The 14,179-nt window shown below is 65.4% G+C and carries 12 protein-coding genes; 6 read left to right on the top strand and 6 right to left on the bottom strand.

Features of this window, described 5'->3' with window-relative positions; translation table 11 throughout:
* Window positions 1–62: 62 nt before the first annotated feature.
* From BLU17_RS10795 to BLU17_RS10770, 6 genes are all read right to left on the bottom strand, one after another.
* On the bottom strand, window positions 63–554 hold the full coding sequence (locus BLU17_RS10795; RefSeq protein WP_091996718.1) for an alpha/beta fold hydrolase: 492 nt from the start codon (window positions 552–554) through the stop codon (window positions 63–65).
* 157 nt (window positions 555–711) lie between these two features.
* Window positions 712–1,740, bottom strand: coding sequence for a helix-turn-helix domain-containing protein (locus BLU17_RS10790; protein ID WP_091996717.1), 1,029 nt, complete (start codon window positions 1,738–1,740; stop codon window positions 712–714).
* Between the two features lie 205 nt (window positions 1,741–1,945).
* Window positions 1,946–2,773, bottom strand: coding sequence for an ethanolamine ammonia-lyase subunit EutC (gene eutC / locus BLU17_RS10785; protein ID WP_091996716.1), 828 nt, complete (start codon window positions 2,771–2,773; stop codon window positions 1,946–1,948).
* The gene (locus BLU17_RS10780) at window positions 2,770–4,167 is read right to left on the bottom strand and encodes an ethanolamine ammonia-lyase subunit EutB (RefSeq protein ID WP_091996715.1); all 1,398 of its coding nucleotides are present in this window, start codon (window positions 4,165–4,167) and stop codon (window positions 2,770–2,772) included. Before BLU17_RS10780 ends, eutC begins: the two co-directional genes overlap by 4 nt.
* A 27-nt stretch (window positions 4,168–4,194) precedes the next feature.
* On the bottom strand, window positions 4,195–5,604 hold the full coding sequence (eat, locus tag BLU17_RS10775) for an ethanolamine permease (RefSeq protein WP_091996714.1): 1,410 nt from the start codon (window positions 5,602–5,604) through the stop codon (window positions 4,195–4,197).
* A gap of 176 nt (window positions 5,605–5,780) precedes the next feature.
* Window positions 5,781–6,641 carry a peptidoglycan DD-metalloendopeptidase family protein gene (locus BLU17_RS10770; RefSeq protein WP_245746797.1) on the bottom strand — a complete coding sequence of 287 codons (861 nt, stop codon included), beginning with the start codon at window positions 6,639–6,641 and terminating at the stop codon, window positions 5,781–5,783.
* An 861-nt stretch (window positions 6,642–7,502) separates the two neighbouring features.
* Between BLU17_RS10770 and BLU17_RS10765 the strand changes: the two genes are divergently transcribed.
* The 6 genes from BLU17_RS10765 to glgX all read left to right on the top strand — a co-directional run bounded on the left by BLU17_RS10765 (window position 7,503) and on the right by glgX (window position 14,165).
* Window positions 7,503–8,219: an ABC transporter permease gene (locus BLU17_RS10765; RefSeq protein ID WP_091996712.1), complete on the top strand. Its 717-nt coding sequence runs from the start codon at window positions 7,503–7,505 to the stop codon at window positions 8,217–8,219.
* Window positions 8,219–9,139 (top strand): glycine betaine ABC transporter substrate-binding protein, encoded by a 921-nt coding sequence (locus BLU17_RS10760; RefSeq protein WP_091996732.1) that lies wholly within the window; start codon window positions 8,219–8,221, stop codon window positions 9,137–9,139. The genes BLU17_RS10765 and BLU17_RS10760 overlap by 1 nt, the downstream gene beginning before the upstream one ends.
* Before the next feature lie 10 nt (window positions 9,140–9,149).
* The gene (locus BLU17_RS10755) at window positions 9,150–9,803 is read left to right on the top strand and encodes an ABC transporter permease (protein ID WP_091996711.1); all 654 of its coding nucleotides are present in this window, start codon (window positions 9,150–9,152) and stop codon (window positions 9,801–9,803) included.
* Window positions 9,800–10,978, top strand: a complete 1,179-nt coding sequence (locus BLU17_RS10750) for an osmoprotectant ABC transporter ATP-binding protein OsmV (protein WP_091996710.1) — start codon at window positions 9,800–9,802, stop codon at window positions 10,976–10,978. The genes BLU17_RS10755 and BLU17_RS10750 overlap by 4 nt, the downstream gene beginning before the upstream one ends.
* Before the next feature lie 382 nt (window positions 10,979–11,360).
* Complete coding sequence (gene hmuQ / locus BLU17_RS10740) at window positions 11,361–11,684, top strand: heme-degrading protein HmuQ (protein WP_091996708.1); 324 nt, start codon at window positions 11,361–11,363, stop codon at window positions 11,682–11,684.
* Window positions 11,685–11,987: 303 nt separating this feature from the next.
* On the top strand, window positions 11,988–14,165 hold the full coding sequence (gene glgX, locus BLU17_RS10735) for a glycogen debranching protein GlgX (RefSeq protein ID WP_091996707.1): 2,178 nt from the start codon (window positions 11,988–11,990) through the stop codon (window positions 14,163–14,165).
* The last annotated feature ends 14 nt before the right edge of the window (window positions 14,166–14,179 follow it).

Raw genomic sequence — 14,179 nt, 5'->3', positions numbered from 1 at the left:
AGTTCACGTTCCCATGCTTTAGCGATCTCTTTCATAGCCATATACACAGTAGTAGTACTAACTTAGTATACGAAACAATAACTACGGCTGTAGTGAAAACCGCCGTTGACAAATTGAGCTTCGCTCATCGACGTGATTCCCGACAACATCGAAATGCCATAGTCGGTGAGTCCGGGCGCGCACAGGATCAGGGTATCGACCGGGACCGGCAGGTATTTTGCCAGCTTCAAGGCAATGAACGCTCCAGCGCTATGGCCGAATAACCTTACCTCCGTAACATGCTGCCCGACGATGAAACTCGAGAGCACAGCCGCTTGCGCATCCGAGGCATATTTTCCGTCCGCTGGCTTGTCGCTAAAACCCGCGCCCATGAGATCGACAAGAATCGATCTGCATTCAGGGTATGGGCCGGAGGCTGCTACCGGCGGGTAGTCGCTGCTCGACGCACATCCCAATCCGTGAATGAAAACAAGCGGCCCCAAGGCGTTCTTCGTGGAATATAGATCCTGATAACGAAGGGTGTGTCCCCTGTCGTTCATGACGAAGGTATTCATCTATCCACCTGGAGGCAAACCCCGATCAAGGATACCCCCAGGAAGAGTCGCGCACGGCCACGTCATTCGAAATAAATGCGTTGCGCTTTTCGTGCCGGAAGCAAACTCAATACGCTTCCCGACAATGAAGCGCGAGATTTCAGAACTTGCCGCGCGATCAGCGATTCCCAGCGGCGCGTAGCGCCTCCGAAGGCCGCATGCCGAACATGCGCCGGTAGTCGGTGGCGAACTGGCTTAGATGCCAGAAGCCCCAGGCGGCGGCCACGTCCTGCACCGAACCGGCTGCCCGGCCGCACAGGTCGCGGCGCGCGCCGTTCAGGCGCAGCGCGCGCAGGTAGGTTGCGGGCGCCATGCCCAGCACGTCATGAAAGCAGTACTGGAGCGTGCGCCGGCTCACGTGCAACTGCTCGCAAAGCTCCGGCACGCCAACCGGCCGCGTGCGATGCGCGAGCACGTAATCGCGCGCCTGCGCAACGATCCAGCGGCGCCGCGAGCTGGATTCGACGACCGGCTCGCCGCTTCCCGTCAAGACCTCGAAGAGCGCGGCGAGCACTTCCGCCTGCATTTCGTTGCGCTCGAAATCCGAAAGCGGCGCATTCGACGCCGGGGCCCGCGCGTGGTCCTCGTCGAGACGACTCGCGAGGAGCGCGCGAAGACGCTCGATGCGCGCCGCTCCGGCTTCCACGACGGAGGCGCCCGGCAGACTTTCCTGAATCGAAGTGCGCTCGACCGAGGCCGCATAGCGCCGCAGCACGTCGCCGCGCACGACGACGCCGTAAATCGAGAATTGCGCCGGCGTGAGCAGTTCGAACTCGACGTTGCCAGGGCGCAGCGCGAACGCCCCCGCCCCGACAGGCTGTGAGTCGATGCGCACCCCGCCTTCGCGCGCAACCGGAATGCCGAACCAGTACGCGTCGCCGCGCACCTCGCACGCCTGGCGCAGCGTGTGGCTCGTGCTCTCGCGAAACACCTTCATGGTGTCGAGCGGCAGCTCCGTGAGCGTGCCGACGAAACGCCCCGCCGCGAGCTGGTCGTAAGTCTGCCGCCAGCCAACGAGGTTGCGCGCCTGCTCGTCGGCGTCGTGCGCAACGCTGATAACGGGGCGGCCCACCGGAATCGCCGCGCCCTGGGCGTTGCGTTGCGTTTCGTCGGCCGTGGCCTCGCCGCGCTCAGCCGTATCGTTCATTGTTGCCTCCCAGCACGCGCCTGCTTTGATCGGACGTTGCATGACGCAAGAGTCGCGCCAGCGCGAACGGTATGCGGAAAGGCCAAGACGACGCGGCGCGGCCCGCTGCGCCACGACCGCAATTCGTCGCCACGGATGCACAACCCAGGTGCGCGCCGGCGCGGCGCATCGCATGTCGTGCCGGATGCCGGGGCATACCGCACGCTCACGCCGCCGTGAGCTTCCCGCCCTGCGCGCCCGCAGGCAGCGTCGCGTCGCTGTCGTCTTTCAGCCCGACGCCGGTCAACCCGAGCCGCCGGGCATGCGTGAGGAGGTAATGGAGCTTGTGCGCGGCGGCCTCATAGGACAGGCCTTCGGGCCGCACATTGGAGATGCAGTTGCGCTGCGCATCATGGCAGCCCACCTTCGGCGCATAGGTGAGATAGACACCGAGACTGTCGGGCGAGCTGAGTCCGGGCCGCTCGCCGATCAGCATCGCCACGAGCTTCGCGCCCAGCAGCTCGCCAATCTCGTCGCCGAGCGCCACGCGGGCCTGCCGCGCGACGACCACAGGGCCGATGCGCCAGCCCGCCAGGCGCGCACGCGCGGCGAGCAACAGCGGCACGGCCTGCTTTGCGGCGGCGAACGCCGAAAGACCGTCGCCGATCACGAACACGACGTCGGGCGGCTCGCCCCTGAGCAAGCCCGCCGCCCCCACCAAGCCCGCCGAACCCGCTAGCTCCATCGAGCCGGCCAGCGCGACCCGGCTCGCCTCGGACAAACGCCGCCCGAGATCCGGCCTGCGCAGATAGTGCTGGCGGTCCGGCGCGGCGCTCTGAACGCCGAGCGTGGCGAAACCCTCCGCTTCGAGCGCGCGCCGCAACGCTTCGGCGTCGAGCGGTTGATGTACGGCATCGCGCGCCTGGGCGTGCGACAAATTGAAGGCCAGCAGCGGCGCGGTCGGCAAACCATTGCCCGCGCGCCCGAGCGCAATGCGCGCGTTCGTGAACGCCTTCAGGCCGCCCCACGGGTTCTTTTCGACAGCGTCGCTCATGCGTCGATCCCCATCCATTCGTGCGCGCCCGCGAGCAGCGGCACGCGTGCCGAGCCAGGCAGCAACGCGCCTTTCGCGTCGGCAATCTCCATCGTCTCCAGCCACTCCTCGAACTCCGGCGCGCGGCGCAGTCCGAGCAGGTCGCGCACGTAGAGCGCGTCGTGAAACGACGTGCTCTGGTAGTTGAGCATCACGTCGTCGGCGCCCGGAATGCCCATGATGAAGTTGATGCCCGCCGCGCCGAGCAGCGTGAGCAACGTGTCCATGTCGTCCTGGTCGGCTTCCGCGTGATTCGTGTAACAGATGTCGCAACCCATGGGCACGCCCAGCAGCTTGCCGCAGAAATGATCTTCGAGGCCCGCGCGGATGATCTGCTTTCCGTCATACAGGTACTCGGGGCCGATGAAACCCACCACCGTATTGACGAGGAACGGCTCGAATTTGCGCGCGACCGCATAAGCTCGCACCTCGCACGTTTGCTGGTCCACGCCGTGATGCGCGTTCGCCGAGAGCGCGCTGCCCTGCCCCGTCTCGAAGTACATGAGGTTGTCGCCCACCGTGCCGCGCCCGAGCGCCAGCGCCGCCTCGCGCGCCTCGGCGAGCAGCGCGAGCGAAATGCCGAAGCTCGCGTTCGCTTTTTCGGTACCCGCAATCGACTGGAATACGAGATCGACCGGCGCGCCTTTTTCGATCGCCGCGATCGTGTTGGTGACGTGCGTGAGCACGCACGACTGCGTGGGCACGCGGTAGCGCTCGCGAAAGCCGTCGATCATCGTGAGCAGCTTGACGATGGCCGCGAGACTGTCCGTTGCCGGATTGATGCCGATCATCGCGTCGCCGCAGCCGTACATCAGGCCGTCGAGCATCGAGGCGGCGATGCCCTTCACGTCGTCCGTGGGATGGTTCGGCTGCAGACGCACCGACATGCGCCCCGGCAAGCCGACGGTATTGCGAAAGCGCGTGACCACGGGGCGCTTTTTCGCCACCGCGATCAGGTCCTGATTGCGCATGAGCTTCGACACCGCCGCGACCATCTCGGCCGTGAGGCCCGGCGCGAGACGCTCGAGCGCTTCGGTATGCGCGGCGCCCGAAAGCAGCCAGTCGCGAAAGTCGCCCACCGTGAGGTGCGAAACGGCGGCGAACGCCGCTGCGTCGTGGCCGTCGACGATGAGGCGCGTGACCTCGTCATCCTCGTAGGGGATCAGGGCCTCCGAGAGGAACGCCTTGAGCGGCACCGCGGCAAGCGCCATTTTCGCGGCGACGCGCTCCTCCTCGCTCGCCGCCGCCACGCCCGCGAGCTGGTCGCCGGCGCGCAGCGGGCTTGCCTTGGCAAGCAGCGTCCTGAGGTCCGCGAAGCGGTAGGTGCGCGCGCCGATCGTCTCCGTATAGTTCATGCGATGGACTCCTGCAAAACCAGCGGCTCACTCCTCGAGCAGCGCCTCATCCGGGATGGCCTCGCGCTGGGTGCGCGTGGCAAGGAAATACGCATAGCCGAGCGCGAGAAACGCTACGAACACGGCCGCGACGAGCGCATTGAAATACACCATGGTGCCAAGGCACACGAGCGCCGCCACGAGCGCGAATGCCGGGAAAAACGGGTACAGCGGCGCACGGAACGGCCGGTCCATTGCCGGCTGCGCGCGACGCAGCTTGAAGAGCGCCGCCATGCTCACAATGTACATCACGATCGCGCCGAACACCGACATCGTGACGATGTTGGCCGTGAGCGTCTGGCCGCCGAACTGGATCAGCTCGTCGCTGTAGATCGCCGCGATGCCGACCACGCCGCCCGCGAGAATCGCGCGATAGGGCGTCTTGAAGCGCGGATGGATCTTCGCGAGCCACGCGGGCAGATATCCTTCGCGGGCGAGCGCGAAAATCTGCCGCGAATAGCCGAGGATGATGCCGTGAAACGAGGCCACGAGACCGAAGAGCCCGAGCCACACGAGCATGTGCATCCAGCCGCTGTGCTCGCCCACGATGAACTTCATGGCCTGCGGCAGCGGGTCGTTGATATTGGCGAGCTTCGTCCAGTCGCCGGCGCCGCCCGCGAACACCATCACGCCGACGGCAAGCGCGACGAGCGTAAGAATGCCGGCCACATAGGCGATGGGAATGGAGCGGCGCGGGTTCTTCGCTTCCTCCGCGGCCATGGCGACGCCTTCGATCGCGAGGAAGAACCAGATCGCGAACGGGATGGCGGCGAACATGCCGTGAAAAGCGCCAGGCGAGAAGTGATCGCTGCCCGACCAGCCGCCCTTGAGAAAGTTGGACCACGCAAAGCCCGGCGACACCACGCCCATGAACACGAGCAGTTCGAAGATGGCGAGCAACGTGACGATCAGTTCGAAGGTCGCCGCGATCTGAACGCCCACGATGTTGAGCGCCATGAACACGAGATAGGCGCCCATGGCCGCATGCTTCGGTTCCAGCCCGGGAAACTGCACGTGCAGGTACGCACCGATCGCGAGCGCGATGGCGGGCGGCGCGAACACGAATTCGACGAGCGTGGCCGCGCCCGCGAGATAGCCGCCCGTGGGCCCGAACGCGCGGCGCGCGTAGGCGAAGGGTCCACCCGCATGCGGGATGGAGGTCGTCAGCTCGGTGAAACTGAAGATGAACGTGGCGTACATGGCCGCCACGAAAAGCGCTGTGACGACGAAGCCAAGCGTGCCTGCGCTGGCCCAGCCATAGCTCCAGCCGAAATATTCGCCGGAAATCACGAGGCCGACTGCGATGCCCCACAACTGCCACGTGCCGAGCGTCTGCTTGAGCGCCGGCTCGCCTGCCTTGCTGCCCGTTGCGGGGCGTGCGTTCGACTCGCGTTGCATGGTTCTCTCCCTCTGTGTGGCCCGGGCGGCCGGCCTTGGCCGCCTCGGGAGTGGAACCATGCTATTGGGTCATTAATCGACCTGTTATCGAAATTCGGCAAACCTCGGCCGCGCTTCGAACGAGCGCTGCGGCGGCCGTTCGCGCCGTGCCTCGCGGCATCCGCCCCCGGGCGCAGCTACAGCAGCGGGTCCATGTGCTCGACCTGCTGCGCGAAGCGCTGCTTGTCCTCGCCCTGCAGCGGATCGCGATGCGGCAGGTCGACGGTGAGCGGATCCTGCGCGATCTGGTCCACGTGCACCTCGTAGTGCAGATGGGGACCGGTCGCCCAGCCCGTCGCGCCCACGTAGCCGATCACCTGCCCCCTGTGTACCGCCTGCCCTGCCTTCAGATGCTTCGCGAAGCGCGAGAGATGCGCAAAAGTCGTCGAGTACGGGCCGAAGTTTTCGAGCTTCACGACCTTGCCGTAGCCCGTCTCCCAGCCGGCGAACGTCACCGTGCCGCGCGCGGTCGCGTGAACGGGCGTGCCGGCCGGCGCCGCGAGATCGACGCCCTCGTGCGGCTGGATGCGATGCGTGACGGGATCGAGCCGGCGCAACGCGAAGTGCGAGGAAACTCGCGAGAATTTCAGCGGATAGCGCGAGAACGATGGCGCGGCGGCGTGCCCGTCGGCCGAATAATAGAAGGCCTTGCCCGCGAGATTGCGATACAGGAAGAGATCGTGCGAGACCTTGCCCGTGGAGACGCGGATCGCGACAGGCGTGCCGCTCGAAGATTGTTTGTCTCGCGTCGTCCCGGCGCGCGCGTCATCACGAAAAACGAAGCGGATTTCGCTGCCGCGCTGCAGGTCGAGCCGTCCGTCGAATGCATGCGCGAGCCGCGCGGTCGTCGCCGCGTCGACGCCAAGTCGCTGCGCTGCCTCGGCGAAGCCATGGTCGATCACGGCGGTTTCCACACGAAATGCCGGTGCGCGCTCAGGCGGCGCGCTGGCCGCCACGGGCTGCGACGCAGCGACATCGGCCGAAGCCGCTGGGGTCACGCTTGCCGTTTCGGATAACGAATCATCTGAACCTGGGCCAGCGGGTCTGTGCACGAGCCAGACCGCGCTCATCAAACCGATTGCGGACACGACGACAAGTTTTCCCGCGAAGCCCGGGGACGCCGCTATTGCACGTAAAGCCATGAATCGCATGCCGGATTGCAGAGTACAAGAGCACTGGCCCCTGCAACGCTTTTGAAATGGCATCGACAGATGTCGATGAATGAACGTGCGAAAGTAATTGGGCTTTCTTAAACGAGGCTTAAGGCGCATGCAGCAAGAAGGCCCTACTGTTCCGCTACTTTTTTATAAATTGGGAAAATATACCGATCTTACTAATCAGGAAACCTTATCAATTTCCGGAAATGACATATCGAACCCAGTTTAACGTCATAAGTGAATTCACGATTGCTACCCCAAGGTAGACGCCCCTAATCGAATGCCCTATACTGATCTCGTTTCGATCACAACCAGGTTGTTCTCCGGCGAGTCGAGATGCAAGGTCCACCATGAAGGACCGCCGCGTCGCGATCGCCACTCAAGCGGGCCTCCGGCCCTCGCGTAGCGGCTCAAGCCCTTGCGCATCCATGCCGTCCTCAGACGGTACCCTGCTTCAGCGCGCATCGATGTGCTCGACGCCGCTGAGCTGAACATGACAACCAGAAGAACGCGCAAGCGCGTTCTTGCGACTGCCGCCACGTAGCCATCGTGCGCGGGCGGCAAGCTGTTTCCGTCAGTTCAAATCGCGGCCATGCCGGTGCCGGGATCACGAACTTCCTTAGCGGCGCCTCGAGCATGCTCTCAGGCGTCCCCGCCGCGCGGCCACGCGCCCGCGGCATCGAAACAAGGAGGCGCATCTTCATGACTCGACGCTCTGCCCTGCTCGCGGGCAGCCTCATCGCCCTTGCCCTGATCGCGTGGGCACTATCGCGCGCCATCGGCGCCGATACCTGGCGCAACCATGCAGGCGATCTCGCTTACTACACCGGGCGGCATCTGCTGCTCGTCGGCTATTCGATGGCGCTCGCCGTCGCCATCGGCGTGCCGGCGGGCGTGCTGCTCAGCCGGCCGCGCTTTACGCGCCAGGCCGAACGCTTCATGCAGATCTTCAACGTGGGCAATACGATTCCATCGCTCGCGGTGCTCGCCATCGCGCTCGGCGTGTTCGGCATCGGCGACGCCCCCGCCGTGGTCGCGCTGTTTCTCGCCTCGCTGCTGCCCATCACGCGCAATACCTGCGAAGGCGTGAAGAACGTGCCCGCCGCGCTGCGTGAAGCGGCGCGCGGCATCGGCATGACGAGCTGGCAGTCGCTCACGCGCGTCGAATTGCCCAATGCGCTGCCCATCATCGTCGGCGGGGTACGCACGGCGCTCGCGATCAACGTGGGCACTGCGCCGCTCGCCTATCTGATCGGCGCGGACAGCCTCGGCTCGCTAATTTTTCCGGGCATCTATCTGAACGATCAACCCTTGCTGCTGCTCGGCGCTGCGTTCACGGCCGCGCTTGCGCTCGTGCTCGACGGCATGGTCGCGGCAGGCAGCCGCCAGTGGCTCTCGCGTCACGGAGGGCTCGCATGATGCTCACGTCGCCATGCAAGCGGCTAGGCCGCTTCGTTCGGGCATGCCTGGTCGGCACAGCGTTCGTGGCGGCCGCCACGAACGCATTCGCGCAGCAAAAGCTCGTGCTGGGCGCGAAAAACTTCACCGAGCAATACGTGCTCGCCGAAGTCACGGCGCAATACCTTCGCTCGCGCGGCTATGCCGTCGAAGTGCGCTCGGGACTCGGCAGCACGCTCATGCGCAGCGCGCTCGAAAACGGCCAGTTCGATCTCGTGTGGGACTACACGGGCACCGCGGCGCTCGTCTACGACAAGCTCCAGGAAAAGCTCTCGCCCGAGGCCATGTATGAGCGCGTGAAGGCGCTCGACGCACCGCGCGGTCTCGTATGGCTCGACGCCTCGCCGCTCAACGACACCTATGCGTTAGGCGTGCCAGGCAGATTCGCGCAGGAACGGGGCATAACCACGGTCTCGCAGCTCGCGCAAACGTTGAAGAGCGACCCTGACGCCACGCGCTACGTGTTCGGCATGGACGCCGAATTCGCGAATCGCCCGGACGGCCTCAAGCCGCTGCTCGCCACCTACGACATGAGCTTCCGCCGCTCGCAGATGAAGCAGATGGACCCCGGCCTCGTCTACACGGCGCTGCACAACAACCAGTTGAAGATCGGTCTCGTCTACACCACCGATGGCCGCGTGAAAGGCTTCGGCATCGTGCCGCTCGAAGACGACAAGCACTTCTTCCCGCCATACAACGCCACGCCCGTCGTACGCAAGGAAGCGCTCGAACACAATCCCGGGCTGGCCGCGCAGCTCAACGCGCTTTCCGCCGCCCTCAACAACGACGTGATGCAGGACATGAACAAGGCCGTCGACCTGGACGGCAAGTCCGCCCGGGAAGTCGCGGCGCAGTTCCTGCGCACACATCCGCTCCCTTGATGGAGGCCGCATGAACGTATTCGACTATCTCGCTTCGAGCTGGCCCGAGCTGCTGCAACTCACGCTGCAGCACGTCTACCTCGTGGGCATCGCCGTGGGCTGCGCGATCGCGGCAGGCGTGCCGCTCGGCGTGCTCATCAGCCGCCACGACTGGCTCGCGGCGCCCCTGCTCGGCCTCGCGACCGTGATCCTCACGCTGCCTTCCATTGCCCTCTTCGGCCTGATGATTCCGGTGTTCTCGCGCTTTGGCCAGGGCATCGGCGCGGTGCCCGCCATCACCGCCGTGTTCCTCTACTCGCTGCTGCCCATCATGCGCAACACCTACCTCGCGCTGCGCAACGTGGACGCGGGCATCAAGGAAGCCGGCACCGGCATCGGCATGACCTCGTGGCAGCGCCTGCGCCTCGTCGACCTCCCGCTTGCCGTGCCCGTGATTCTCGCGGGCGTGCGCACGGCGGTCGTGATGAACATCGGCGTGATGACGATTGCCGCCGTGATCGGCGCGGGCGGGCTCGGTACGCTCATCGTTCGCGCCATCGGCCAGAGCAGCATGATGAAGCTGCTCGTGGGCGCCGTGCTCGTGAGCGTGCTCGCGATCGTCGCCGACCTGTTGCTGCAGAGGCTGCAACGCGCATTGACACCGAAAGGAGTACAGAAGACATGATCGAACTCGACCAGCTCACGAAGACCTTCACGCAAAAAGACGGCCAGGCCGTGCGCGCCGTCGACGCGGTGAGCCTTTCGGTGGACGAAGGCGAAATCTGCGTGTTCCTCGGCCCCTCGGGCTGCGGCAAGACCACCACGCTCAAGATGATCAACCGCCTGATCGAGCCGACCTCGGGGCGCGTGCTCATCCACGGCGAGGACACCACGGGACTGAACGAAGTGGATCTGCGCCGCCATATCGGCTACGTGATCCAGCAGATCGGTCTCTTTCCGAACATGACGATCGAAGAGAACATCACGGTCGTGCCGCGCCTGCTCGGCTGGGACAAGAAGCGTTGCGCCGGGCGCGCCGCCGAACTGATGTCGATGGTCGCGCTCGACCCGAAGCGCTATCTCAAGCGCTATCCGCGCGAGCTTTCGGGCGGACAGCAGCAGCGCATCGGCGTGATTCGCGCGCTGGCCGCCGATCCTCCCGTGCTGCTCATGGACGAACCGTTCGGCGCGGTCGATCCGATCAATCGCGAGTCCATTCAGAACGAGTTCTTCCAGATGCAGCGGCAACTGAAAAAGACCGTCATCATGGTGAGTCACGACATCGACGAAGCGATCAAGCTCGGCGACCGCATCGCGGTGTTCCGGCGCGGCAAGCTCGTGCAATACGATCACCCCGACACGCTGCTCGCGCGCCCGCACGACGACTTCGTCGCGCAGTTCGTGGGCCAGGACAGCACGCTCAAGCGCCTGCTGCTCGTGAAGGCAGGCGACGCGGCCACGCAACCGGAAACCGCGCGTATGGAGACGCCGCTCGCGCAAGCGTTCGCCGCCATGGACGAATCCGATTGCCGCTACCTCACCGTGCTCGACGACGCGCGTCGTGCGCTCGGCTTCGTGGCGCGCCGCGCGGCACGCGGAGCGCAGGGCGTGTGCGGCGAGCGCATCACGCCGTTCCCGGCAACCGTTTCCGTCGACGACAACCTGCGCGTCGTGCTCTCGAAGATGTACCAGTTCCGCGCCGCCTGGATGCCGGTGCTCGACCCCGAAGGCGCCTACGCGGGTGAAATCACGCAGGATTCGATCGCCGACTATCTGAGTTCCGGCCGCTCGCGCCGGCAGACCGGGCAACCGCCGAGCGCGGCGGCGCAGCCCGCGGCCGCCACTGCAAGAGCGGGATGACGCCCTGGAACGTCGTACGCAAACCGGCCATCACGCTGCGCCCGCCTTCGGGCGCGATATCGCGCACCACGGAACTCGCATAACGCACGTCCTGATGCGTGGGATTATCGCCGCGCCGATACGCCAGCCAACTGGTTGCGCCCGCGAGGCGGCGCGCGCCGGTCGCGTACAGTTCGTGGAAAGTCGGCGCGCGCCCGGTATATGCCACGTTGCCGCCCCTAACCGTGGCGGGCGTGAGCTTGTAGCGCGCGCCCGCCAGGGCGATCAAGGCACTCCTGCGAAACTCCTATAATCGGCAATCGAACCGGCGGCGGCCGGGGCCGCGCACTCCCCGTCCCGCCGCCGCGCATTTTGGATTTTGGTACGCAAAGAGGAACGCCGCATGTATATCGCCATGAACCGCTTCAAGGTCGCATTGGGCTCCGAGGCCGCATTCGAGGAAGTCTGGGCAACCCGCGACACGCACCTGAAAGAGGTGCCGGGCTTCATCGAATTTCATCTGCTCAAGGGACCGCAGCGCGAAGACCACGTGCTCTACGCGAGCCACACGATCTGGGCGAGCCACGCGCACTTCGACGAGTGGACGCGCTCCGAAGCCTTTCGCGCGGCCCATCGCAATGCGGGCAATGCGGGCGGCGCGAACCGTCCGGTCTATCTCGGCCATCCCGAATTCGAAGGTTTCGAAGTGGTGCAGACGGTGAAGTAAGCGCCGCACGCAAACCTGGCGCGGCCGCGCCGGTAAAACCGCACACGCGCTGCGCCAAAGCTACCGGTTCGCAGTGCGCGCCGCGCACCGGCCACCAACGAAGCCGCGACCCGCGCTGGAATATGCAGATGTAAAAATGCCGCCAGGCCCCGCGCGCGCTGCTTCCCGCGGCCTTCTCCTTCCCTGGGGCCGGCGGCGCGCCCGAGCGCGCGCATCGGGCCCGGACCTTGCTTCAGAAATGCCCACGCCTTCGCGCGCATGTGCTCGCGCGCGCCCACGCCACTGCGTCCCAACCGTCGAGCCATGAAGAAGAAAACCGCTACCCGTATCGTAGAAGGACAGCCGTATCCGCTCGGCGCGACCTGGAACGGCCGCGGCGTGAATTTCGCGCTCTTCTCCGCAAACGCGACAAAGGTCGAGCTCTGTCTCTTCGACAGGAGCGGCGTGCGCGAACTGGAGCGCATCGCGCTGCCCGAATACACCGACGAAGTCTGGCACGTGTACCTGCCCGATCTCGAACCGGGCGCGATCTACGGGTATCGCGTACACGGGCCCTACGAACCCCAGGCCGGCCATCGATTCAATCCGAACAAGCTGCTGCTCGATCCCTATGCGAAGGCGCACGTGGGCGCGCTACGCTGGCATCCGGCCGTGTTCGGCTATACGATCGGCAGCCCCGACGGCGACCTCTCCTTCGACACACGCGACAGCGCGCGCTACGTGCCGCGCTGTCGCGTGGTCGATCAGACCTTCGCCTGGCATCACCCGCTGCGCGAGCGCGTACCGCGCGAGCGCACGATCGTCTACGAGACGCATGTGCGCGGCTACACGATCCGCCATCCCGAGGTCCCGCCCGAGGAGCGCGGCACCTTCGCGGGGCTCGCGCAAACACCGGTGCTCGAATACATTCGCGGGCTGGGCGTCACCAGCGTCGAGTTGCTGCCCGTGCACACCTTCGTGAACGATTCGCACCTGCTCGAGCGCGGCCTCACGAACTACTGGGGCTACAACACGATCGGCTTTTTCGCGCCGGATCCGCGCTATTCGGTGGGCGCGCACGGCTCGATCGACGAGTTCAAGAACATGGTGGACCGCTTCCACCAGGCAGGGCTCGAAGTCATACTCGACGTGGTCTACAACCACACTGCCGAAGGCAGCGAACTGGGCCCGACGCTCTCGTTCCGAGGCATCGACAATGCTTCGTACTACCGGCTTCCCGACGACCGCCGCTACTACATCAACGACACCGGCACGGGCAACACGCTCAATCTTTCGCATCCGCGCGTGCTGCAGATGGTCACCGACAGCCTGCGCTACTGGGTGCTCGAAATGGGCGTGGACGGCTTTCGCTTCGACCTCGCGACGATCCTCGGGCGCGAGCCGTACGGCTTCGACGAAGGCGGCGGCTTTCTCGACAGTTGCCGCCAGGACCCGATCCTCGCGAGCGTGAAGCTCATTGCCGAACCGTGGGACTGCGGGCCGGGCGGCTACCAGGTGGGCGGCTTCCCGCCTGGCTGGGCCGAATGGAACGACCGCTTTCGCGACACCACGCGCGCCTGGTGGAAGGGCGACGAAGGCAAGGCCCCCGACCTCGCCACGCGCCTGTGCGCCTCGGGCGACAGCTTCAACCGGCGCGGACGGCGGCCCTGGTCGAGCGTGAACTTCGTCACGGCGCACGACGGCTTCACGCTGCACGATCTCGTTTCCTACAACGAGCGCCATAACGAGGCCAACGGCGAAGCGAACCGCGACGGACATGGTGAAAACCTCTCATGGAACTGCGGCGCCGAAGGCCCGACCGACGCCCCGGAAATCCGGGCGCTGCGCGAGCGGCAGAAGCGCAACTTCCTCGCCACGCTGCTGCTTTCGCAAGGCACGCCGATGCTGCTGGCAGGCGACGAGTTCGGCCGCACGCAACGCGGGAACAACAATGCGTACTGTCAGGATAACGAAGTTAGCTGGGTGGACTGGGAAGGCATTGACGACTCGGGCCGCGCGCTCGCCGAGTTCGTTCGCAAGCTCACCGCGCTGCGCCACGCCCTGCCGGTGCTGCGGCGCAACCGATTTCTCATTGGCGAGCACAACGAAGCGCTCGACGTCACCGATGTCGAATGGCTCTCGCCCGCAGGCGTGCCGCTCGCAACGGAGCAATGGAACGACCCGGCCATGCGTTGCTTCGGCATGCTGATCGATGGACGGTCGCAGACGAGCGGCATCATGCGACTCGCCTCCGACGCGACCATGCTCATCGTGTTCAACGCCTATCACGACGTGGTGGATTTCACGCTGCCCACGGTACCCGGCAACGCTCAATGGAGCTGCCTCATCGACACGAATATGCCCGTGCGCGACGAGCTGCCCGAATTCGAAGCCGGTGATGTCTACCAGGTGACGGGCCGTTCTCTGCTGCTGTTCGCGCTGCACGCGCGCGGCGCGACGCAACGCGTGTTCGACCGGCTCGAGGAAAATCTCACGGGATGAACGGCATGGAGCGC

This window comes from Paraburkholderia lycopersici (assembly GCF_900096975.1).
In the GTDB taxonomy this organism is placed as follows: Bacteria; Pseudomonadota; Gammaproteobacteria; order Burkholderiales; family Burkholderiaceae; genus Paraburkholderia; species Paraburkholderia lycopersici.
Note: the sequence above shows the minus strand (reverse complement) of the source record. Positions and strands in the feature narration are given on the sequence as shown.